The 20,100-nt window shown below is 70.8% G+C and carries 22 protein-coding genes; 8 read left to right on the forward strand and 14 right to left on the reverse strand.

Going from position 1 to position 20,100, the window contains the following annotated elements; genetic code table 11:
- Nucleotides 1-3 precede the first annotated feature (3 nt).
- The 4 genes from AC3AOF_RS00105 (at nt 4) to fcl (ending at nt 3,429) form a co-directional block, all read left to right on the forward strand.
- The gene (locus tag AC3AOF_RS00105; RefSeq protein ID WP_236992569.1) at nt 4-465 is read left to right on the forward strand and encodes a DUF6163 family protein; all 462 of its coding nucleotides are present in this window, start codon (nt 4-6) and stop codon (nt 463-465) included.
- 173 nt (nt 466-638) lie between these two features.
- The gene (gene ldtR, locus AC3AOF_RS00110) at nt 639-1,154 is read left to right on the forward strand and encodes a transcriptional regulator LdtR (protein WP_236992568.1); all 516 of its coding nucleotides are present in this window, start codon (nt 639-641) and stop codon (nt 1,152-1,154) included.
- A 237-nt stretch (nt 1,155-1,391) separates the two neighbouring features.
- Nucleotides 1,392-2,468, forward strand: a complete 1,077-nt coding sequence (gene gmd, locus AC3AOF_RS00115) for a GDP-mannose 4,6-dehydratase (protein ID WP_236992567.1) — start codon at nt 1,392-1,394, stop codon at nt 2,466-2,468.
- A complete protein-coding gene (gene fcl / locus AC3AOF_RS00120; protein ID WP_236992566.1) occupies nt 2,458-3,429 on the forward strand; it encodes a GDP-L-fucose synthase in 972 nt (323 codons plus the stop codon). Before gmd ends, fcl begins: the two co-directional genes overlap by 11 nt.
- A 251-nt stretch (nt 3,430-3,680) precedes the next feature.
- Here fcl and AC3AOF_RS00125 read toward each other — a convergent pair whose 3' ends face one another.
- From AC3AOF_RS00125 to AC3AOF_RS00175, 11 genes are all read right to left on the reverse strand, one after another.
- Complete coding sequence (locus AC3AOF_RS00125) at nt 3,681-3,938, reverse strand: DUF6894 family protein (protein WP_236992565.1); 258 nt, start codon at nt 3,936-3,938, stop codon at nt 3,681-3,683.
- Nucleotides 3,939-4,193: 255 nt separating this feature from the next.
- Nucleotides 4,194-4,679 carry a F0F1 ATP synthase subunit B family protein gene (locus AC3AOF_RS00130; RefSeq protein WP_236992940.1) on the reverse strand — a complete coding sequence of 162 codons (486 nt, stop codon included), beginning with the start codon at nt 4,677-4,679 and terminating at the stop codon, nt 4,194-4,196.
- Between the two features lie 22 nt (nt 4,680-4,701).
- A complete protein-coding gene (locus AC3AOF_RS00135) occupies nt 4,702-5,268 on the reverse strand; it encodes a F0F1 ATP synthase subunit B family protein (RefSeq protein ID WP_488347350.1) in 567 nt (188 codons plus the stop codon).
- Between the two features lie 196 nt (nt 5,269-5,464).
- Complete coding sequence (locus tag AC3AOF_RS00140; RefSeq protein ID WP_048436618.1) at nt 5,465-5,692, reverse strand: F0F1 ATP synthase subunit C; 228 nt, start codon at nt 5,690-5,692, stop codon at nt 5,465-5,467.
- Between the two features lie 127 nt (nt 5,693-5,819).
- Complete coding sequence (locus AC3AOF_RS00145; RefSeq protein WP_135414404.1) at nt 5,820-6,575, reverse strand: F0F1 ATP synthase subunit A; 756 nt, start codon at nt 6,573-6,575, stop codon at nt 5,820-5,822.
- Between the two features lie 91 nt (nt 6,576-6,666).
- Nucleotides 6,667-7,044 carry an AtpZ/AtpI family protein gene (locus AC3AOF_RS00150; protein ID WP_236992563.1) on the reverse strand — a complete coding sequence of 126 codons (378 nt, stop codon included), beginning with the start codon at nt 7,042-7,044 and terminating at the stop codon, nt 6,667-6,669.
- Nucleotides 7,045-7,201: 157 nt separating this feature from the next.
- Nucleotides 7,202-10,651, reverse strand: coding sequence for a chromosome segregation protein SMC (gene smc, locus AC3AOF_RS00155; RefSeq protein WP_488347351.1), 3,450 nt, complete (start codon nt 10,649-10,651; stop codon nt 7,202-7,204).
- A gap of 220 nt (nt 10,652-10,871) precedes the next feature.
- A complete protein-coding gene (locus AC3AOF_RS00160; protein ID WP_236992561.1) occupies nt 10,872-11,516 on the reverse strand; it encodes a DsbA family protein in 645 nt (214 codons plus the stop codon).
- A 280-nt stretch (nt 11,517-11,796) separates the two neighbouring features.
- Nucleotides 11,797-12,285 (reverse strand): DUF721 domain-containing protein, encoded by a 489-nt coding sequence (locus AC3AOF_RS00165; RefSeq protein WP_236992560.1) that lies wholly within the window; start codon nt 12,283-12,285, stop codon nt 11,797-11,799.
- Nucleotides 12,286-12,385: 100 nt separating this feature from the next.
- Nucleotides 12,386-12,718, reverse strand: a complete 333-nt coding sequence (locus AC3AOF_RS00170) for a DUF2442 domain-containing protein (RefSeq protein ID WP_236992559.1) — start codon at nt 12,716-12,718, stop codon at nt 12,386-12,388.
- Entirely contained in the window at nt 12,711-13,055 is a 345-nt protein-coding gene (locus tag AC3AOF_RS00175; protein ID WP_488347352.1) for a DUF4160 domain-containing protein, read from the reverse strand. Before AC3AOF_RS00175 ends, AC3AOF_RS00170 begins: the two co-directional genes overlap by 8 nt.
- Here AC3AOF_RS00175 and mutY point away from each other — a divergent pair.
- Nucleotides 13,054-14,286, forward strand: coding sequence for an A/G-specific adenine glycosylase (mutY, locus tag AC3AOF_RS00180; RefSeq protein WP_488347353.1), 1,233 nt, complete (start codon nt 13,054-13,056; stop codon nt 14,284-14,286). The genes AC3AOF_RS00175 and mutY overlap by 2 nt on opposite strands.
- A 17-nt stretch (nt 14,287-14,303) precedes the next feature.
- Here the strand turns inward: mutY and AC3AOF_RS00185 are convergent, their stop codons facing one another.
- A complete protein-coding gene (locus tag AC3AOF_RS00185; RefSeq protein WP_488347354.1) occupies nt 14,304-14,909 on the reverse strand; it encodes a hypothetical protein in 606 nt (201 codons plus the stop codon).
- A 162-nt stretch (nt 14,910-15,071) separates the two neighbouring features.
- Nucleotides 15,072-16,262, reverse strand: coding sequence for a DNA methyltransferase (locus AC3AOF_RS00190; protein WP_488347355.1), 1,191 nt, complete (start codon nt 16,260-16,262; stop codon nt 15,072-15,074).
- Between the two features lie 682 nt (nt 16,263-16,944).
- Between AC3AOF_RS00190 and AC3AOF_RS00195 the strand changes: the two genes are divergently transcribed.
- The 3 genes from AC3AOF_RS00195 (at nt 16,945) to AC3AOF_RS00205 (ending at nt 17,988) form a co-directional block, all read left to right on the forward strand.
- On the forward strand, nt 16,945-17,328 hold the full coding sequence (locus tag AC3AOF_RS00195; protein WP_203155402.1) for a septal ring lytic transglycosylase RlpA family protein: 384 nt from the start codon (nt 16,945-16,947) through the stop codon (nt 17,326-17,328).
- A 74-nt stretch (nt 17,329-17,402) separates the two neighbouring features.
- On the forward strand, nt 17,403-17,717 hold the full coding sequence (locus AC3AOF_RS00200) for a polyhydroxyalkanoic acid system family protein (protein WP_048433130.1): 315 nt from the start codon (nt 17,403-17,405) through the stop codon (nt 17,715-17,717).
- Nucleotides 17,718-17,781: 64 nt separating this feature from the next.
- On the forward strand, nt 17,782-17,988 hold the full coding sequence (locus AC3AOF_RS00205) for a hypothetical protein (protein ID WP_048433129.1): 207 nt from the start codon (nt 17,782-17,784) through the stop codon (nt 17,986-17,988).
- A 99-nt stretch (nt 17,989-18,087) separates the two neighbouring features.
- Here the strand turns inward: AC3AOF_RS00205 and AC3AOF_RS00210 are convergent, their stop codons facing one another.
- Nucleotides 18,088-19,920 (reverse strand): gamma-glutamyltransferase family protein, encoded by a 1,833-nt coding sequence (locus tag AC3AOF_RS00210; protein WP_488347356.1) that lies wholly within the window; start codon nt 19,918-19,920, stop codon nt 18,088-18,090.
- Nucleotides 19,921-20,100: the final 180 nt, after the last annotated feature.

Consider the following 20,100-nt stretch of genomic DNA (forward strand, 5'->3'; position numbering starts at 1 on the left):
GCCATGCGCTCTCTCAGCAAGGTCCGGGGCGGTCCCCGGCGCGTCGGGTCCGAGGAGGTCGCCGACCGCATCGAGCGCCGGGCCCCGCGGCCCGAGACGCGCTGGGACGTGGTGCTGGTCTGGCTGATGCGGGTCGTGGCGGTGGTCTGGATGGTCAAGGGCCTGAGCGCCTGGGCCGAGATCCTGGGCGCCCGCCCCAACGCCGCGCCGTTCGAGACCGCGCCGATCGGCCGGCAGGCGGTGATCGTCTATTTCGGCGTCATCAACCTGCTGGCGGCGGTGGGCCTGTGGCTCGCCACCGCCTGGGGCGGGGTGGTCTGGCTGCTCGCCGCCACCTCGGCGATGGTGCTGGCGCTGCTCACCCCGCAGCTCCTGCCGATGTCGCTGCCGAGCCTCGCCTTCGACAGCATGATCATCGTGGTCTACTTCGCGGTCTCTTGGCTCGCCTCGCGCGAACTACGCTGATCCTCAACCTTTCTCGAAAGTGAACGATCGGGTTCATCTTCGGTTTACCGACAGAGGTAAATCGAGAATTTATCCTGTCGTTTAAACTCACATTCACGGGGCCCGCCTAATTTGAACCCATAAGCGGAGCGGGAGACACCGCCGAGCACCCCCGTACAGAGTGAGGCGTTCCGATGAAGACCCAGGCGACGAAGGTGGCGCAGACGATCTCCGCTCCCGAGACCGAGACCGCTGTCCGCCCCCACTACCTCGAGGCCCTCCACCTGGTCGAGCGCCTGCACCGCCGGCTCCTCGACGTGATCAAGGACGAGTTCGACCGCCGCGGCCGCGAGGACGTCAACAGCGTCCAGGCCCTGCTGCTCTACAACATCGGCGACAAGGAGCTGACCGCGAGCGAGCTGCGCACCCGCGGCTACTACCTCGGCTCGAACGTCTCGTACAACGTCAAGAAGCTGGTCGAGGCCGGCTACCTGCACCACGCCCGCTCCAAGACCGACCGCCGCTCGGTCCGCATCAGCCTCACCGACAAGGGCCGCGAGGTGCACGAGATCGTCCGCGGGCTCTACGACAAGCACGCCAAGACGATCCAGCCGATCGGCGGCATCTCGGAGGACGATTTCGGCCGCCTCAACACGGCGCTCGCTCGCCTCGAGCGCTTCTGGACCGATCAGATCCGCTACCGGCTCTGACCTGCCGCCGGTGGTCCGCCCTGGTCTCCGCGCCCCGTCGCCGGGCGCGGAGCGGCAGAGTGCCGCCCACGTATAGAATACCGAGGCGAGACAATTCAGGGATTGAAGGCCGCATCTCTTGGCGTCGTCCAATGCGTCAAGATGTCGTGCGCATCCACTCGGGAAGTGCCGTGTTGCTTCTGAAGTCGTGCTTCCATTATAATTATGGAAATACGTAAGCAGTTCAGCGGGCGGCCCATGACAGTCGATCGAGCGAAGAAAGTGGCCCTGATCACCGGCGTGACGGGGCAAGACGGCGCCTACCTGTCGGAAATCCTGTTGCAGAAGGGCTACGTCGTCCACGGGATCAAGCGCCGCTCGTCCTCGTTCAACACCGGGCGGATCGAGCACCTGTACCAGGACCCGCACGTCCCCGATCAGCGCTTCGTGCTGCATTACGGCGACATGACCGATTCGACCAACCTGATCCGGGTCATCCAGCAGGTCCAGCCGGACGAGATCTACAATCTGGCGGCGCAGAGCCACGTCCAGGTCAGCTTCGAGACACCGGAATACACCGCCAATGCCGACGGGATCGGCACGTTGCGGATCCTGGAGGCGATCCGCATCCTCGGCCTGGAGAAGAAGACGCGCTTCTACCAGGCCTCGACTTCCGAGCTTTACGGCCTCGTCCAGGAGGTGCCGCAGCGCGAGACGACGCCGTTCTATCCCCGCAGCCCCTACGCGGCCGCGAAGCTCTACGCTTACTGGATCGTGGTGAACTACCGCGAGGCCTACGGCATGCACGCCTCCAACGGCATCCTGTTCAACCACGAGAGCCCCTTGCGCGGCGAGACCTTCGTCACCCGCAAGATCACCCGTGCGGTCGCGAGCATCCGGCATGGGCTCCAGGACACGCTCTATCTTGGCAACCTCGATGCCCGCCGCGACTGGGGTCATGCCCGCGAATACGCCCGCGGCATGTGGCTGATGATGCAGCAGGACCAACCCGACGACTACGTTCTGGCGACCGGGGAGACGACGCTGGTGCGCGACTTCGTGACCGCCGCCTTCGCGGAGGCCGACATGACCCTCGACTGGTCGGGCCGGGGCGTCGACGAGAAGGCGCGTTGCGCCCGCACCGGCCGCGTCCTGGTCGAGGTCGATCCGCGCTATTTCCGGCCCACCGAGGTCGACCTGCTGATCGGCGATCCGAGCAAGGCGCGGGAGAAACTCGGCTGGGTCCACGAGACCAAGTGGCAGGATCTCTGCGCTGAGATGGTCCGCCACGACCTCGCGGCGGTCGCGCAGGAGCAGCGCCGCCATGTCGGATAAGGTCGCTTCGACTGAGATCGTCTACCCGCTCGCCGGCAAGCGCGTCTGGGTCGCCGGGCATCGGGGCATGGTCGGGAGCGCGGTGGTCCGCCGGCTCGCCGGCGAGGGCTGCGAGGTCCTCACCATCGATCGCCGCACCGTCGATCTCACGCGCCAGGCCGAGACGGAGGCGTGGCTGGCGGAAGCGCGGCCCGACGCGATCGTGCTCGCCGCCGCCAAGGTCGGCGGGATCCTGGCCAACGACACCTCTCCGGCCGATTTCCTGTACGCCAACCTCATGATCGAGGCGAACGTCGTCGAGGCGGCCCGGCGCATCGGCGTGGGCAGGCTGCTGCTGCTCGGGTCGAGCTGCATCTACCCGAAATTCGCGCCCCAGCCGATCGTCGAGGACGCCCTCATGACCGGGCCGCTCGAACCGACCAACGAGTGGTATGCGGTCGCCAAGATCGCCGGGATCAAGCTCGTCCAGGCCTATCGCCGCCAGCACGGCTGCGACTTCATCGCGGCGATGCCGACCAACCTCTACGGGCCGGGGGACAATTTCGATCTGACGAGCAGCCACGTCCTGCCGGCGCTGATCCGCAAGGCGCACGAGGCGGCGTTGCGGGGTGACGACGAACTGGTCATCTGGGGCACCGGCACGCCGCGGCGGGAATTCCTGCATGTCGACGATTGCGCCGACGCGCTGGTCTTCCTGCTCAAGACTTATGCCGGGGAGCGCCACGTCAATGTCGGGTCGGGCACCGACATCGCGATCGCCGATCTCGCCGGGATCGTCGCCGAGGTCGTCGGCTTTCGCGGCCGGATCGCCCACGACCTGAGCAAGCCGGACGGGACGCCGCGCAAGCTGATGAGCGCGGACACGCTGCGGGCGATGGGGTGGGCGCCGCGCATCCCGCTCGAGGAGGGCATCCGGGCGGTCTATGCGTGGTTCAAGGAGAACGGGGCGGGGAGGGGGTGAGGGCTCGCCGCCATCCTAGGACCATTCTCCCATCCACGACCTCATCCTGAGGTGTCATACGGCTTCCGATTGATCGCTTCGCGATGCGGAAACCGGATCGGTCGATCGAAGACCGACTGATCTCGAAGGAGGGCTCCAGACGTCTCCGAGCGTATTGGAGCCCTCCTTCGAGGCTCCTTCCAGCCGCATCTCAGGATGAGGTTCAGGATGGGACTGCCCGTGATGCGGCGCTATCGATCGAACCGGCTACCCTAATTCACGAAAGCCCGACTCCGGTTGTCCCGATTCCGCACGGCCGTCATCGGCAGGCGGAAGACGCGGCGCTGGTGCTGGTCCTCGACCCGGAAGGCGCTGCGGGTCCAGTCGCAGGACATCTCGCGGTCGTCGAGCAGGCCGGTCGCCAGCTTGGCCGCCACTTCCAGCGCGTCGGCAGTGCTCTGCAGCTCGACGCCCTCGGGGTCGATGATCAGGCGGCGACCGGACTGGAAGTGGAAGTAGTAGACGGTCATCACGGGCTCGGCGGCGATTCGTCCGAATCTATGCCACAGAAAACGGCGGACGGCGATCCTTTCCCGGTTAAGCCTGTAATCCCCGCGACTCTTCAGGGTCTCCGCCTCGCGACAGCGGTGTTATATCTTGAAATAATTCCTCTGATCGAAACCGCAGACTTTGCGTCACGAAACAGATGGGCTTTCGTCTTGGCCCAATAAAGAAAGCCGCCCGAAGGCGGCTCTCGAAAGTCGGGATCGGACTCCTGCGAGGGATCAGGCCCGCAGGCGTGTCCGCACCTCGCCGAGGCTGCGGCGAACCAGGTCCTGGGCGGCGTCGCCGCTGACCTTCTCGCGCAGGATGGTCTCGGAGACCCGCACGGCGGCCTCCGCCGCGGCGGCCCGCACCTCAGCGGCGGCCTGGGCCTCGGCCTGAGCGATCTTGGTCTCCGCCGCCTTGGTGCGGCGGGCGACGAACTCGTTCAGGCGGGCATGGCCCTCGGCCGCGGCGGCCTCGGCCTCGGCGCGGGCATTGGCGACGATCTCGGCGGCCTCGCGCTCGGCATCCGAGCGGCGGCGCTTGTAATCCGCCAGGACGGCCTCGGCCTCCTCGCGCAAGCGCCGGGCCTCCTCGAGTTCCTTGCGCACGCGCTCGCCGCGCTTGTCGAGCCCGCCGATGATCTGGTCGAACAGACCCATCTTCCAGGCGATGCCGCAGAACACCACGAAGGCGACCGCGACCCAGAATTCCGCATCGAACAGCATGTCGGTGATCTCCTGCGGCTCAGTGCACGGTCTGGGCGGTGCGGTCGTAGGCCGCCTCGACGGCGCTCCGGTCCGGCGCCTGGCCGGTCAGGCGCTCGACGATCGCGGTCGCGGCGTCGGCGGCCACCTCGCGCACGCTGCTCATCGCGGTGGCGGTGCGGGTGCGGATCTGGCCTTCGGCCTCGGCGAGCTTGGTCGCCAGGTCGGCTTCGAGGGACTTGCGGCGGGTCTCGGCCTCGGAGGCGAGCTGCTCGCGGGTGGTCAGGGCGATGCCCTTGGCCTTGTCCTGGGCCTCCTTCAGGGCGCGCTCGTAGGTGTCGCGGGCGCTGTCGGCCTCGGCCTTGGCGCGGGCGGCCTGGTCGAGGTCGCCGGACAGGCGGGACTGCCGGTCGTGCAGGATGCCGGCGATCTGCGGCAGCGCGATCTTCGACATCAGGTAGTAGAGCAGGCCGAAGGCGAGCGCGAGCCAGAGCGTCTGCGCGACGAAGGTGCTGCTCTCGAACGGCGGGAAGCCGCCGCCATGCTCGGAGGCCGGCTCGTGGATGATCCCCTCCTTGAGGGGAGCGGGTGCGTGTGGCTGCGCCATGGTGTCGTCCGGGTGTGGGGGAGACGAAGCGCTCCCGCCGAGCGCTCGGCCGGGCCGGCCGTCGCGCCGCCACGCCTTGAGCAGGGCGGCGGCTGCACGAAGTGGTGTCGAGGGCTCTTAACGCACGCGCACCGGAGCCTCGTGTGAAGGCCCGGTGCGCGGGTGGACCACCTCGTCTCGGTAATCCTCGCCGGGATTAGACGGCGAACAGCAGCAGCAGCGCGACGAGCAGCGAGAAGATGCCCAGCGCCTCGGTCAGCGCGAAGCCGAGGAGCAGGTTGGCGCGCTGGCTGTCGGCCGCGGAGGGGTTGCGCAGGGCGCCGGCGAAGAACTGGCCGAACAGGTTGCCGAGGCCCATGGCGGCGCCCGCCATGCCGAGGCAGGCGAGGCCGGCGCCGATGTACTTCGCAGCAACGGGATCCATCTGATGCTCCTAAGGTCGTCTAGTCGTCTGGCGGGTGGTATCCGGCCGCGACACGGCGAACCGGGGTGGGAAGCTCGGGGGTGCGATCGCGGGCGCGGGGAGGGGCCTCGCACGAGGCCCCGGTCCCTTAGTGGCCCGGATGCAGGGCGTCGCTGAGGTAGATCGAGGTCAGCGTCGCGAAGACGTAGGCCTGCAGCACCGCGACCAGCATCTCCAGCGCCGTGACGGCGACCGAGAGGGCGAGGGGCAGGGGCGAGAGGATGCCCCAGACGCCGGCGGCGAGCAGGGCCGGGACGAAGCCCGCGAAGATCTTCAGCGCGATGTGGCCCGCCAGCATGTTGGCGAAGAGACGGACCGAGAGGCTGATCGGCCGCGAGATGAACGACACGACCTCGATCACCACGATCAGCGGCTTGAGCCAGCCGGGCACGCCGGGGGGCACGAACAGGCCGAGGAAGTGGGTGCCGTGGGCCATGAAGCCGTAGATCACCACGGTGAGGATCACCACCAGCGCCAGCATGAAGGTGACGATGATGTGGCTGGTCACCGCGAAGGCGTAGGGGATCATCCCGAACAGGTTCAGCAGCAGCACGAACATGAACAGGGAGAAGACCAGCGGCACGAAGCGCTCGCTGCCGTGGCCGGCCGACTGGTGCACGGTCTGGCCGATGAACTCGTAGAATACCTCGGCCAGGGACTGCGCCCGGCCCGGCACCACCGCGCGGCTCTTCGTCGCCCAGATCGTCAGGAGCGCGATGAGCCCCACGGCCAGGAACATGTACAGCGCCGACTGGGTGAAGGCGATGTGCTGGTGGCCGATATGCCCGAACGAAACCAGCGGCTTCAGCTCGAACTGGTGGATCGGATCCATCTTGACGGCCATGCCGGTCCCGCCCCCTCGTGTATCGCTGCCGCGGGTCTCTCCCGCCGCGCTGCCAATCCGTGCAGGCGGATGCACGGCATCCACCGGATGATCAAGGCCCTGGCGGGCCTTTCTTCGTGTCCGCGGCCGGAAAAAATCCGGAAACGCGCATCACGTTGTAGATTCCGGCTCCGAAGCCCAGGACGAGCAGGACGATCAGACCCCAGGGCTTGGTGCCCAGCAGTCGATCGCAGCCCCAGCCGAGAAGGCCGCCCGCCAGGACGCCCGCCACGAATTCCGTGGACAGCCGCATGGCGATGCCGAGGGACGAAGGCTGGCCGCTGTCTCGACGCGACGAAGGATCGGGAGCCGCCGCGGGGCGCTTCCGGTCGATCTGCATCTCGAGACGCTTGAGCCTCGCGGAGAGGTCGTCGTCGGGGGAGGGGCCCTCACCGGTGCCGTCCTTCCCCCGCGGGTCGTTGCCGTTCATGGCGAAACCTCGCGCGTGAAGGATGAGGTGTTCCGGTCCGGCTACCCCCGTCGAGCGGGCGCACCATAGTTTCGCCTACCTTGGGTGTCAAGGCACCCCGAAGCAAGGGTAAGTCATTGGACTTTCGGCGGATTTCGCGCCTCGCGCGGGGCCGCCGTCAAACCGCTTCGACCAGTTGCTCGGCGGTCGCGAGGTCGACCGAGACGAGCTGCGACACCCCCCGCTCGGCCATGGTCACGCCGAACAAACGGTCCATCCGCGCCATGGTGATCGGGTTGTGGGTGATGACGATGAAGCGGGTGTCGGTGTCGCGTGCCATCGTCGTCAGAAGATCGCAGTAGCGCTCCACGTTGGCGTCGTCGAGGGGGGCGTCGACCTCGTCGAGGACGCAGACCGGCGACGGGTTGGTGAGGAACACCGCGAAGATGAGCGCGGTCGCCGTCAGGGCCTGCTCGCCGCCCGACAGCAGCGTCATGGTCTGGGGCTTCTTGCCCGGTGGGCGAGCCAGGATGTCGAGGCCGGCTTCCAGCGGATCGTCGGAATCGACCAGCGTCAGCTCGGCGGTGCCGCCGCCGAACAGCGTCGTGAACAGCCGCTCGAAATGCCCGTTCACCGCCGTGAAGGCGGCGAGCAGCCGCTCGCGTCCCTCGCGGTTGAGGCTCTGGATCGCGCCGCGCAGGCGCCGGATCGCCTCGATCAGCTCGTCGCGCTCACGCCCCAGCTCGTCGCGCCGGCCTTCCGTCTCGCGCAGTTCCTCCTCGGCGCGCAGGTTCACGGCGCCGAGCCGGTCGCGGTCGGCCTTGAGCGACGCGGCCTTCGCCTCGACCGCGCCCATCTCGGGCAGGGGATCGCCCGGCGTCGCGGCGGCAAGGGCATGGAGGCCCTCCGGCGTGGTCTCCAAGCTGTCGGCGATGGCGCGGACGACCTCGGCGAGGCGTCGTTCCAGGGCCTCGTGGGCGGCGAGTGCCGCGCCCCGGGTCTCGCGGGCGGCCGCGAAGGCGTCGAGGGCGCTGCGCGCCCGCGCCTCGGCCTCGGCCAGCGCCGTCTCTCCCGCCGCCAGGCGCTCGCCGGCCTGCGCCCGGGCGGCGCCCGCCCGCTCCGTCGCGGCATCGAGGCGGCGGCGCTCCTCGGCGAAGGTCTCGGGCGCCTCGGCGAGCTCCGCCTGCTCCTCTTCCGCCGCCGCCAGCCGATCCGCGAGTTCGTCGAGGATCGCGTCCGCCCGCTCGGCCCGGTCCTGCCAGCGCGCCCGGTCGGCGGCGAGCGCGGCCCGGCGGGCGGCGGCCTCCTCGGCGGCGCGGGCGAGCGACAGGCACGCGGCCCGGGCCTCGGCGGCGGCGAGCCTCCCGGCCTCGGCCTGCTCGCGGGCGGCATCGAGGCGGGCGCTCAGGTCCCCGGGCGCGTCGAGGGCGGCGAGCGCCTCCTCCGCCGCCTCGGCCCGGGCCGCGGCCTCCTCGGCATCGGCGGCGATGCGGCCTTGCGCCTCGGCGAGCGCCGTCCGGCGGGCGGCGGCCTCGGCCTCCCGGCGCTCGGCATGGGTCAGGGTCTCGCGGGCATTGTCGAGATTGCGCCGGGCGAGGCGGGCGCCGTCGAGGGCGCGCAGCTCCACGGCGGCGGCTTCCTGGGCCCGGGTCTGGAGGGCGTCGTGGGCCTCCCGCGCGACCTCCGCCTGCTCCCGGGCGAGGGCCGCGGCCTCGTGCAGCGTGTCGAGCCGGTTGCGCTCCGACAGCCGCCGCGCCGCCGGTCGTGGCGCCTCCGCCGCGGCGGTGAACCCGTCCCAGCGATGGAGGTCGCCGCGTGTCGTGACGAGGCGCTGGCCCGGATGCAGGCGCGCGCGCAAGGAGGCGGCGTCCTCCCGCTCCACCACTCCGACCTGCCGCAGGCGCCGGGCGAGGGAGGGCGGGCCGGTGACGAGGTCGGCGAGCGGCCGGGCGCCGGCCGGCAGGGCCGGATCGGTGCCGGGGTCGCGGGTGAGCGCCCAGCGGGTCGGGGCGTCCGGGTCGGTCGCGGCGTCGAGGTCGTCGCCGAGGGCCGCCGCCAGGGCTGCCTCGTAACCCGGCTCCACCGCGAGAACGTCGAGGATCGGGGGAAAGCGCGACCCGGTGGCCGGCGCCACCAGGCGGGCGAGGGTGCGGGCCTCGGTGTCGAGCCGTGCCGCCTCGCGCTCCGCCGCCGCCAGGACCGGCCGGCCCCGCGCCTCGGCTTCGCGCGCGTCCGCCACGGCGTCGCGGGCCGCCGCCGCGGCCTCCTCGGCGCTCTCGGCGGCCTCCTTCGCCTCGTGGGTAGTCTCGCGCAGGGCGGCGAGCCGTCCGGTCTCGGCCTCGCCGGCGGCGGAGGCCTCGCGGGCGAGGCGGGCCTGCTCGGCGGCGAGGCGCGCGGCCCGGGTGCGCTCGTCGGCGACGCTGCGGATCAGGGCGCTGCGCCGTGCCGCGTGCTCGGCCTGGGCGCCTTGCGCGGCGGACAAGGCCGCCTCGGCGAGGGCGAGCCGGGCCTCGGCATCGGCGGCCCGCAGATCGGCGTCGGCCCGCGCCGCCGCTCCGTCATCGGCCTCCGTCAGTGCCGCCGCCTCGCCGTCGAGGCGCTCCAGGGTGGTGCGGGCATCGTCCCGGGAGGCGGCCTCGCGGGCGAGGTCGCGGCGCAGGTCGGCGATCCGCCGGCCGAGGTCGCGCAGGCGCTCGGCGCTGCGGCGCTCCTGCGCCTCCAGTTGCGCCGCCGCCAGGGTCAGGCGCTGCAGCTCGGCCGAGGCGGCGGCTTCCGCCTCGCGCAGGCGCGGCAGGGCGGCGGCGGCGAGGCCTTGGGCGGTCGCGGACGCGACCTGCTCGGCTTGCGTCACCGCCAGCCGGTCGAGGGCCTGGGCGAGCGCCGCCTGTGCCGCCAGAACCTCGCGGCGGGCGTTGGTGTGCCCGATCAGCAGCAGCAGCGCCTCGTGCCGGCGGATCTCGGCGGCGATGGCCCGGTAGCGCTGGGCCGATCTCGCCTGGCGGCGCAGGGAATCGACGCCCGCCGTGATCGCCGTCAGCACGTCCTCGACGCGCGACAGGTTGTCCTCGGCCCCACGCAGGCGCAATTCGGCCTCGTGCCGGCGGGCATGCAGGCCGCCGATGCCGGCGGCATCCTCCAGGATGCGGCGGCGCGCCTGGGGCTTGGCCGCGATCAGCTCCGCCACCTGGCCCTGCCGCACCATGGCGGGGGAGCGGGCGCCGGTCGCCGCATCGGCGAACATCAGCTGCACGTCGCGGGCCCGGACCTCGCGGCCGTTGACCCGATACGTCGAGCCGGCGCCCCGGTCGATGCGGCGCGAGACCTCCAGCAGGTCGGCGGCGTTGAAGGCGGCGGGCGCGGTGCGCGCGCCGTTGTCGAGGGTGAGCGTCACCTCGGCATGGCTGCGCCCGGCGCGTCCGCCCGAGCCGGAAAAGATCACGTCGTCCATGCCCGAGGCCCGCATGCTCTTGTGCGAGCTCTCCCCCATCACCCAGCGCAGGGCCTCGACGAGGTTCGACTTGCCGCAGCCGTTCGGGCCGATCACCCCGGTCAGCCCGGGCTCGATCAGGAATTCGCTCGGCTCGACGAAGGTCTTGAAGCCGACGATGCGCAGGCGCGTGAATTTCATGGGGCGGCGCGGTGCGCGGGGTCGGTGCTCGGTTTCCCCTCCCCCGTGTGGGGAGGGGCTAGGGGTGGGGGTGGTGCCGGATAAAGCTCAACGGTGCCTTCTGCACCACCCCCACGCGGGATCTTCGATCCCCCTCACCCCTCCCCACAGGGGGGAGGGGAGGCGCCTTGCCTTCGAAGCCGCCGCATTTTCAAGCAGTGCACGCAGGAGCGCGACTGCCTCACGCCCCCACGATCGGCTTGATCACCTTCTCCATGCCCTCGATCGTCATCTCGCCCTGGTACTTCTGGCCATTGATGAAGAAGGTCGGGGTGGCGTTGACCTTGAAGGTGGTCATCGCCTTCTCCTTCACGGCGTTGACCGCGTCGTAGAGCTTCTGGTCCTTGAGGGTCGCCTCGAACTTCTCCTTCGAGAAGCCGGCCTGGCGCATCATCTGCTCCAGGGCATCGAGGGGCTTCGGGACGAAGGCCCAGTTCGCCTGCTGGTCGAACAGCATGTCGGTGATCGGGTAGTAGCGCGCCGCGTCGTCGGCCCGGGCCAGCATGAAGGCCGCGGTGGCGAGCGGGTCGAGGGGGAATTCGCGTAAGGTGAAGCGGACCTTGCCGGTGTCGATCCAGCGCTCCTTGAGCGCCGGCCAGGTCGTCTTGTGGAAGGCGGCGCAGTGCGAGCAGGTCATCGAGGCGTACTCGATGATGGTGCAGCGGGCGTTGTCGGGCCCGAGCCAGACGTCGCCGAGGGGGCCGGGCTGCATCAATCCGTCCACCACCGGCCCCTGGGCGAGGGCGCGGAACGGCAGGGCCGGCGCGAGCAGGGCCGCGCCGAGGGCCGAGCCGGTGAGTGTCAGGGCCTCGCGACGGGTGAGCATGGCAGGCGTCCTCGTGAGCAGGTGCGGGAGGGTCCGCGATCGGACTGCGGTAGAATCCCGGCCGCCTCGTGGCAAGCAGCCGGCGCATCAACTCTCTTTGTGCCGCCGCGTGCCGCGTCGGCGTCCGGCACACGCGTGCCGGCGCCCGGTCGGGCTTGCCGCGGGCTGCACGCCCGCGGATTTTGGAGGTGCCGCCGCGTGCCGCGACGGCGTCCGGCGCACGGGCGCCGACGCCCGGCCGGGCTTGCCTCGGGCCCTGCGGGCCCGACGACGATGCGGCTCAGCGCGAGCGCTGCGCGCCCAGAACCGCGAGGCCGAGGCGGTCGAGGGCGTCGCGGAGCGCCGCCTCGCTCACGGCGGAGACGGCCAGCGCCACCTCGCCGCGGCGCACCGGGTCGAGGGGCGGGGGCGCGGGCGCGCGGCGGCGGGCCTGGGCGACCCGGTCCTGGCGCAGGCGGATCTTGCCGACGCAGGCCCAGCCGTAATGGCGGTTGATGCGCTCGATCACCAGCGGCCCGAGATGCTGGAGCTCGAGGGCGAAGGCGCCCTCGACCCGCACCGTCAGGGTGCCGGGCTCCGGCCTCTGGTCGCGCGGAGCCCCGCGCCGGCGCGGCCATTCGAGCTTTTCCGGCTGGCAGGCCCGGGCCAGGCGCTCGCCGACGATCTCGGCCCAGGAGGCCAGGATGTCGGTCGAGGCGAAGCCCTGCGCCGCGAAGACGGGGCCGAGGGACCGCTCGATCAGCTCGCTCAAGGGTTTGGGCCGCGCCATCGCCCGTCCGTCCGTCCTGCAAGGTCGCCGTATCCGGCGTGAAGTCCCGACTCTTAGAGCCTTCGTGTAAGGGAATGCTTAACCCTCGAATCCCCGGTAGCTAGGCGGCGGGCGCCTGCGCTGCCGGCAGTCGCGCCATCCAGCGCGCGGATCCGGTGATGCCCGCCAGAAGACCCGGCACGTAGACGTCGGCGTCGAGCCGCGGGAAGTGGAGACCCGTTCCCGCCGGACTCACCTCGATCTCGTGCAGGTCCTCCGCTGCCGCCTGTGCAAGTCCCTCGATTCTGGCGACAGGCACGTGCAGTTCCATGCCGGTCGAGAGGGTGACGACGAGAGTGTCGGGGACGGACAGGTACCGGGCTCCCACGGCGCGCGGTTCATTGGCTCGCGCCTGTCCTCGCGCCGTCGCCAGCGCATAGTCCTCTTCATCCATGGATGTGCCTCCAACTTTCGCAGAGGTGTGCCCGGTGTCCGGCGAGGTCTCGCGCGATCGCCCTGACGGTTGCAAAGGCGAACCCTCTGTTCTCTCGCAACGCGATGGGTCCGTCGGGACAGCCGAGGATGAACACTGCTTCGTTGCCATCCCCGATCACGTGGACATGGGCGGGGCGATGGTCCGCCGGATAGATCACCACGCGCAGCGACCCGAGACGCAGGACGGTAGGCAGCGAGCATACCCCATTTCGCGGTGGGCGAGAACGCCGGCGCGTCGGTACCGCCCCGAAATCCCGCTCCCGCAATGCCCGAAAACCCGCTAAGGCGGGCCGCATGGTAGCGCCCGCCGCGTCGCACTCAAGGCCGGAAGCCGCCGACCTCCTGGTCTGGTACGACCGCCATCGCCGTGCGCTGCCCTGGCGCGCGCTGCCCGGCGTCGCGCCCGATCCGTACCGGGTCTGGCTGTCCGAGATCATGCTGCAGCAGACCACCGTCGCTGCGGTCAAACCGTATTTCGCCCGATTCCTGGAGCGCTTTCCCACCGTCGAGGCCCTGGCGGCGGCGCCCGAGGAGGCGGTGATGGGCGCCTGGGCGGGCCTCGGCTACTATTCCCGCGCCCGCAACCTGCATGCCTGCGCGAAGGCGGTGGCGCAGGCCGGGAGCTTTCCCGACACAGTCGAGGGTTTGCGCACGCTTCCCGGCATCGGCGCCTACACGGCGGGCGCCATCGCGGCGATCGCCTTCGACCGGCCGGCGGCGGCGGTGGACGGCAATGTCGAGCGGGTGGTGTCGCGGCTCTACGCCATCGAGACCCCGATCCCCGCCGCGCGCCCCGAGATCCGCCGCCTCGCGGAAGGCCTGGTGCCGCAACGGCGCCCCGGCGACTTCGCGCAAGCGGTGATGGATCTCGGCGCCACGCTCTGCACGCCGAAGCGGCCGGCCTGCGCGCTCTGCCCCTGGATGCAGCCCTGCCGCGCCCGGGCCGAGGGCTTGCAGGAGACGTTTCCGCGCAAGGTGAAGAAGGTGGCGGGCGCCTTGCGCCGCGGCGCCGCTTTCGTGGTGTTGCGGGCCGGCGACGACGCGGTGCTGCTGCGCACCCGGCCGCCGGAAGGCCTGCTCGGCTCGATGGCCGAGCCGCCGACGAGCGACTGGCGGGCCGATTACGACCCGGCCCGGGCGCTTCTCGACGCGCCCCTCGATGCGCGCTGGAAGCGGCTGCCCGGCATCGTGCGCCACGTCTTCACGCATTTCCCGCTCGAACTGACGGTCTTCCTCGCCCGGGTCGCCGCCGGTACCCCGGCCCCCGAGGGGATGCGCTTCACCCCCCGCGCCGGCCTCGAATCCGAGCCGCTGCCGGGCGCGATGAAGAAGGTGCTGGCCCACGCCCTGGAGCAGAAGCTGGCGGCCCCGCCGCCCGCGCCCAAGCCCCCGCCGGAGCCCGACCTCGCGACGCTGCCCGAGCCCGAGCCGCCGGTGCGGCGCGCGCCGCTGCCCAAGGTGCTGTCGCGGCGGCCTGCCTCGGCCGCCCCGGTGGTCAAGGGACGGGGGCGGCCCAAGGGGAGTTGAGGAGGAACTGAGGAGGCTCAGGCCCCGGCGGCGAGCCAGGCCTTGAAGCGCCGCGCAACGTCGTTGGCGGCGCGGTCGAACTGGTCGTCCATGCCGCCGGCCGTGAGAGCACCGTCCACCACCACGCCGAGCACGCCCTGGCCGGCCACCTGCATGCCCTGATCGCCGCTATAGCTCGTCAGGACCGCGCCGGTGCGGGCGTCGACGACCGCGATGTTGGCGCGGATCGTCGGATGGCCGCCCGCGATGATGCGCTGGGCGGCCGAGGGCATGTCGGCCCTCACCAGGGTGACCACGAGCCGGGCCGGGCGAGCGCCCTCGGGCCGGGAGGCCAGCGCCCGCTCCAGGGCGGCCTTGAGGCGCCGCGCCGCCAGATCGCGGATGTAGCCTCGAGCCTCGGGCGTCTGCACCAGGGCCGGGTCAGTCAGCGACAGGTTGCGGCTGCGCAGGTACTCGTCTTCGGCGCTGGTCCAGTTGATGGCGGCGCCGCTGGTCTGGACGTCGATCCCGGTGAAGCGCAGCTGCGCCGTGTCGGCCAGCGACAGGCGATTGGGCGCCACGGTGTTGCACGCCGCCACGCACAGGCTCGCCAGCACGGCGAGCACCCACGACCATCGATCCATCGTCAGACACTTTCCACGTCTCGCACCGTCCGATACGGTCGCGCGACGCGGGCAATGTCTGACCCTAGGTCAACCGGCAAGCGAAGTGTTTCGCATTCGTTAAACAGCGAGGGACCCGTGGCCGGCTGGCCACAGGTCCCGCCCGGTGACGGGCGTCGGCGGTCAGGCCGCCGAGCCCATCCCGGCCCGCATCGTGCCGCGGAAATCGTCGATGCAGACGAGGCGTCCGCCGCGCTCGGCGTGCCAGAAGGTCCAGCCGTTGCAGGCCGGCAGGCCCTGGACCAGGGCGCCGATCTTGTGGATCGAGCCCGAGGCCGGGCCGACCCCGAGCGTGCCGTCGGGGCGCACCAGGGCCTTGTGGCGGCGGCGCTCGTCGGTGAGCGTCTCGCCGGCCCGGATGTGGCCGGCCTCGAGCAGGCTCAAGAAGGGCACCCGCGGCTCGGCGCGCTTCGTCGGCGCAGTGAGGAGGGCGGCGCGCGACAGGGGCTCGATGCCGGCGATGCGCTCGCGTGCCGCGGCCGCGTAGGCCGGCTCCTGCTCGATGCCGATGAAGTGCCGGCCGAGCCGCTTGGCCACCGCCCCGGTGGTGCCGGTGCCGAAGAACGGATCGAGCACCACGTCGCCGGGATTGGACGCCGACAGGATGGTGCGGGCCAGCAGCGCCTCGGGCTTCTGGGTCGGGTGCAGTTTCCGCCCGTCCTCGCCCTTCAGGCGCTCGTCGCCGGTGCAGAGCGGGATGAACCAGTCCGAGCGCATCTGAAGGTCGTCGTTGCCGCCCTTCAGCGCCTCGTAATGGAAGGTGTAGCCTTTCTGGTCGCTGCGCGAGGCCCAGATCAGGGTTTCGTGGGCGTTGGTGAAGCGCTTGCCGCGGAAGTTCGGCATCGGGTTGGCCTTGCGCCATACGATGTCGTTCAGGATCCAGAAACCAAGATCCTGCAACGCGCTGCCGACGCGGAAGATATTGTGGTACGACCCGATCACCCAGAGGGTGGCGGTCGGCTTCATCACCCGGCGGCAGGCGGACAGCCAGGCGCGGGTGAAGGTGTCGTAGGCCTCGAAGCTGGCGAACTGGTCCCAGTCGTCGTCGACGGCATCGACGGTGCTCTGGTTCGGACGCAGCAGGGTGCCGGCGCCGAGCTGGAGGTTGTAGGGCGGATCCGCGAAGACCATGTCGACGCTGGCCGGCGGGAGCCGCTCGAGGGCGGAGAGGCAATCCCCGAGGATGACCTCGTCCAGGGGAAGGCGCTGTGCGGGGGTAACGAGACCCATCCGCGGCGCCGACACCACTCGCCCGGTACGCGAGACTTGATTCCGGGCGGCGGCGCCGGCGACCGCGGTACGCGGGGAAGCCATGGCAAACACCGGTTACGCGACTGACCACCAGACATTGCCGCCGCTACGGTAAAGGTCACGTTTCCCGGATGTACGAATTGCGTCTCGAAATGGGGCTGCACTTCTTGCCTAGTCGTTTCGTGCGCGGGCTCATTCGTTAATGAAGCGATACTGATGCGACGATGGCCCGGCCTCGTCGTTGCGGGCCGGCGTCGGCCCTTCAGGTGAACCTGTCCGCCTATGATGGAGCATGGGCTTTCCCCTGTCTGTGCCCCCGGCAGGGCTGTCCGGGAAAGGAATGGCGCGGGAACCCTCCTCTCCCCGCGGGCGGGGAGAGGGCCAGGAGACCCCGGGGCTCGCGGGCCTGCATGCGCTCCTCTCCCCGCCCGCGGGGAGAGGAGAGAACCCGCGGCACAACTGTCCCCGGACAGCGCGGCCTGAAGGGGCACCCCGACACCGCCGCAGCCGCCCCCACCGCCCCAGCCCCGCTTCTTTCGAATGCTGAAAACCCGAGTGAAGCCGCGCGAGCCCGTAAGTCGGCAATAAGGTTTCGCGGCCGGCCATGACTTGAAAAATTAAATCTTAACGAGCGGCAAGATATCGGCCGAGAATGCGGCGTGATTGGCCGCAAATCGGGCGGTCATATTTTCGTCCTGTTTGGTCTCGATTGACGCGGTCATCAGCAACCACCAAGGACAGTGGAATGAACAGCGCCCAGCCTGCGCGTCGGTCGAACGCGGCCCGCATCGTGGCTCTCGCGGGGGGTGTCGCCCTCGCCGGATTTTCGAGCCTCGCGGGGGTGTCGACGGCCCAGGCCCAGAGCGGCAAGGCCTCCTGGTACGCGTCCGGCCATCGCACCGCGAGCGGCGAGCGCTTCAACCCCAACGGCCTCACCGCGGCGCATCGCAGCCTGCCCTTCGGCACCCGGGTGCGGGTGACCAACCAGTCCAACGGCCGCTCGGTGGTGGTGCGGATCAACGACCGCGGGCCGTTCGCCCATGGCCGCATCATCGATCTCGCCCGCGGCGCAGGGAGGGCGATCGGCATGAACGGCGTCGCCCGCGTCGCCGTGGCGGTGGTGGACTGATCCACCCCTTTGGCGTTGCCGTCGGGCGAGGCGTCCCCACATCAGGCTCGATCGTGCGAGCGGAGCGTGATGTGATGGCAAAGCCCCTGGTTGTCGTGATTCCCCATCAGCTCGGCCGGGCCGAGGCCCGCCGCCGGCTGGAGAACGGGATCGGCCAGGCCAAGGAGATGCTGCAGAAGGCGGGTCTCAGCATGGCCGATGCGACCTGGACCGGCGACCGGCTCTCCTTCCTCGTCGCCGCCATGAACCAGCGCGTCGACGGCGACATCGACGTCGAGGACGACGCGGTGCGGGTCGAGGTGCGGATGCCGCTCCTGCTCTCGATCTTCGCCCACAAGATCCAGCAGATCGTCAGCCAGAACGGCACCAAGCTGCTGACCAAGCAGTAGGGGACGGAAGCGGAACCGGGGCCGCGCGCCCCGGTTTGGGTTCGATAGAGATGAGGAGCGCTCGATGTCGAATCCCGGCCCGATCCCGGACCAGCCCTACGATCCCGTGCCCCCGACACCCGGTCCCGATACGCCGAATCCCGGCGGGCCGGAATTGCCGAGCGAGGCGCCCGGCGACCGGCCGGTCGAGATCCCGGTGAACGATCCCGGCAACTCGCCGGCCATCACCCCCGACCCGTCCCCGACCGGCCCCGCCAACCCGACGATGTGAGGGGTGGGACGACACCCGATCGCACCGCGATCGAGTGCTGTCCCGATCCTCCTTGCCGCATGGTCCGCCGAACCGGAGACCTGATCGGCGGACCCTGTGTCACCGTCCCGCGGCGTAGCCCTGCATGCCGCGGGGATTGGCGGCGGCCCTGAGGCGCCGCCCGTCGCGGCTTGCTGCCGTCAGCCGCCCCTCCGACCAGTCCGACCCGACCTCGACGAGGTGGCCGCGCCGGCGCAGCTCCGCGATGGTGGCGGGGCTGATGCGGTTTTCCACCACCACCACGCCCGGCCGGGCGGTGCGCGGCCAGAACGAGGACGGGAAGTGCTCGGTGTGCCAGGCCGGCGCGTCGATCGCCGCCTGCAGGTTCATGCCGGCATGGACGTGGCGCAGGAAGAATTGCGGGATCCACTGGTCCTGCTGGTCGCCGCCCGGCGAGCCCCAGGCGAGGTAGGGTTTGCCGTCACGCAAAGCCATGGTGGGCGAGAGCGTCGAGCGCGGTCGCTTGCCGGGGGCGAGCGCTGCCGGATGGCTCTCGTCGAGCACGAACATCTGCGCGCGGGTGCCGAGGCAGAAGCCGAGGGCCGGGATCACCGGCGAGGATTGCAGCCAGCCGCCCGACGGCGTGGCGGCGATCATGTTGCCGTGCCGGTCGATGATGTCGAAATGCACCGTGTCGCCCCGCACCACCCCTGCGCGGGCATCGTCCGGCGGGACGCTCGCCTCGATCCTGCCGACCGTGGGCTCCCCCGCGCCGGACGAGCCGACGGCCGTGCGCGCGCCCTCGCTCACCCTGGCATCGAGGGCCTTGCCGAAGCCGGGGATCGTGCCCGGCCGCTGCTCCAGCGAGGCGGTGGCGCCGACGAGACGGCGGCGCTCGGCATTGTAGGCATCCGACAGAAGGGTCTCGACCGGCACGTCGACGAAGGCGGGGTCGCCGTAGAACGTGTCGCGGTCGGCAAAGGCCAGCTTGGCGCACTCGACCTGGAGATGGATGAAGTCGGGTCCCGCCGGATCGAGGCGGTCGAGGTCGAAGCCCTTGAGGAGGGCGAGCTGCTGCAGGGTCGCGAGGCCTTGCGTCCAGGGACCGGCCTTCAGCACGGTGTAGCGGCCGTATTCGTACCCGATCGGCGCCTCGACGCTCGCCTGCCAGGACGCCATGTCGGCCCCGGTGAGGAGGCCGCGATGGGGCTTGCCCGTCACGTCCATCACCGGCTCACCGCGGCAGAACGCGTCGATCGCCTCGGCGACGAAGCCCTGCGACCAGATCCGGCGGGCGCGCTCGATCTCCTGCTCGCGCGAGCCGCCGGCGGCCTCGCGCACGATGCGGGCATAGGTCTCGGCGAGCACCGGATTGGTGAACAGGCTGCCGGGGGCAGGCACGCCGCCCTCCTTCAGGTAGGTCGCCGCCGAGCTCGGCCAGTGCTCGCGAAACAGCCCCTCGACGGTGGCGATGGTGGCCGAGACCCGCTCGACCAGCGGGAAGCCGTCGCGGGCATACCCGATCGCCGCCTCCAGCACGTCGGCCAGCCGCCAGGTGCCGTGATCGCGCAGGATCAGCATGTAGGCGTCGAAGGTGCCGGGCACGCAGGGCGCGAGCAGCCCGGTGCCCGGCACGAGATCGAGGCCGAGATCGTCGCGCAGGTGTGCGATGGTGGCGGCCTGCGGCGCCGGGCCCTGGCCGCACACCACCTGCGGGTGCCCGACCCGGACGTCGTGCAGGATCACCGGCACGTCGCCGCCCGGCCCGTTGAGGTGCGGCTCGACCACCTGCAGCACGAAGGCGGTGGCGACCCCGGCATCGAAGGCGTTGCCGCCCCGCTCCAGCACACCCATCCCGACCGCGGTGGCGATCCAGTGCGTCGAGGCCACGACCCCGAAGGTGCCGTCGATCTCGGGGCGGGTGGTGAAGGGATCGGGCGTGACGAAGCTCATCGGGAATCCTCTTCGGGGCTGCCCTGGGGCATGGGCGCGAACCGCCACCGCTATGGTCTTACACCGGCTCGGGCGGGGATGAGCACGGCACGATCCGTCGGGGCCGGCCTGCACCCGACGCTACCCATCAAGGGAGACGAAGCCTTCGGGCGTCGTCGGTGTGCCGCGCAGTTCCGAAGG

The organism is Methylobacterium sp. 142-1Y (assembly GCF_057747795.1).

Bases quoted from the DNA above. Each gene is read 5' to 3' on its own strand.
- AC3AOF_RS00105 (WP_236992569.1), top strand. From the start codon at position 4: ATGCGCTCTCTCAGCAAGGTCCGGGGCGGTCCCCGGCGCGTCGGGTCC.
- ldtR (WP_236992568.1), top strand. From the start codon at position 639: ATGAAGACCCAGGCGACGAAGGTGGCGCAGACGATCTCCGCTCCCGAG.
- gmd (WP_236992567.1), top strand. From the start codon at position 1,392: ATGACAGTCGATCGAGCGAAGAAAGTGGCCCTGATCACCGGCGTGACG.
- fcl (WP_236992566.1), top strand. From the start codon at position 2,458: ATGTCGGATAAGGTCGCTTCGACTGAGATCGTCTACCCGCTCGCCGGC.
- AC3AOF_RS00125 (WP_236992565.1), bottom strand. From the start codon at position 3,938: ATGACCGTCTACTACTTCCACTTCCAGTCCGGTCGCCGCCTGATCATC.
- AC3AOF_RS00135 (WP_488347350.1), bottom strand. From the start codon at position 5,268: ATGGCGCAGCCACACGCACCCGCTCCCCTCAAGGAGGGGATCATCCAC.
- AC3AOF_RS00140 (WP_048436618.1), bottom strand. From the start codon at position 5,692: ATGGATCCCGTTGCTGCGAAGTACATCGGCGCCGGCCTCGCCTGCCTC.
- AC3AOF_RS00145 (WP_135414404.1), bottom strand. From the start codon at position 6,575: ATGGCCGTCAAGATGGATCCGATCCACCAGTTCGAGCTGAAGCCGCTG.
- AC3AOF_RS00150 (WP_236992563.1), bottom strand. From the start codon at position 7,044: ATGAACGGCAACGACCCGCGGGGGAAGGACGGCACCGGTGAGGGCCCC.
- smc (WP_488347351.1), bottom strand. From the start codon at position 10,651: ATGAAATTCACGCGCCTGCGCATCGTCGGCTTCAAGACCTTCGTCGAG.
- AC3AOF_RS00160 (WP_236992561.1), bottom strand. From the start codon at position 11,516: ATGCTCACCCGTCGCGAGGCCCTGACACTCACCGGCTCGGCCCTCGGC.
- AC3AOF_RS00165 (WP_236992560.1), bottom strand. From the start codon at position 12,285: ATGGCGCGGCCCAAACCCTTGAGCGAGCTGATCGAGCGGTCCCTCGGC.
- AC3AOF_RS00170 (WP_236992559.1), bottom strand. From the start codon at position 12,718: ATGGATGAAGAGGACTATGCGCTGGCGACGGCGCGAGGACAGGCGCGA.
- mutY (WP_488347353.1), top strand. From the start codon at position 13,054: ATGGTAGCGCCCGCCGCGTCGCACTCAAGGCCGGAAGCCGCCGACCTC.
- AC3AOF_RS00175 (WP_488347352.1), bottom strand. From the start codon at position 13,055: ATGCGGCCCGCCTTAGCGGGTTTTCGGGCATTGCGGGAGCGGGATTTC.
- AC3AOF_RS00185 (WP_488347354.1), bottom strand. From the start codon at position 14,909: ATGGATCGATGGTCGTGGGTGCTCGCCGTGCTGGCGAGCCTGTGCGTG.
- AC3AOF_RS00190 (WP_488347355.1), bottom strand. From the start codon at position 16,262: ATGGCTTCCCCGCGTACCGCGGTCGCCGGCGCCGCCGCCCGGAATCAA.
- AC3AOF_RS00195 (WP_203155402.1), top strand. From the start codon at position 16,945: ATGAACAGCGCCCAGCCTGCGCGTCGGTCGAACGCGGCCCGCATCGTG.
- AC3AOF_RS00200 (WP_048433130.1), top strand. From the start codon at position 17,403: ATGGCAAAGCCCCTGGTTGTCGTGATTCCCCATCAGCTCGGCCGGGCC.
- AC3AOF_RS00205 (WP_048433129.1), top strand. From the start codon at position 17,782: ATGTCGAATCCCGGCCCGATCCCGGACCAGCCCTACGATCCCGTGCCC.
- AC3AOF_RS00210 (WP_488347356.1), bottom strand. From the start codon at position 19,920: ATGAGCTTCGTCACGCCCGATCCCTTCACCACCCGCCCCGAGATCGAC.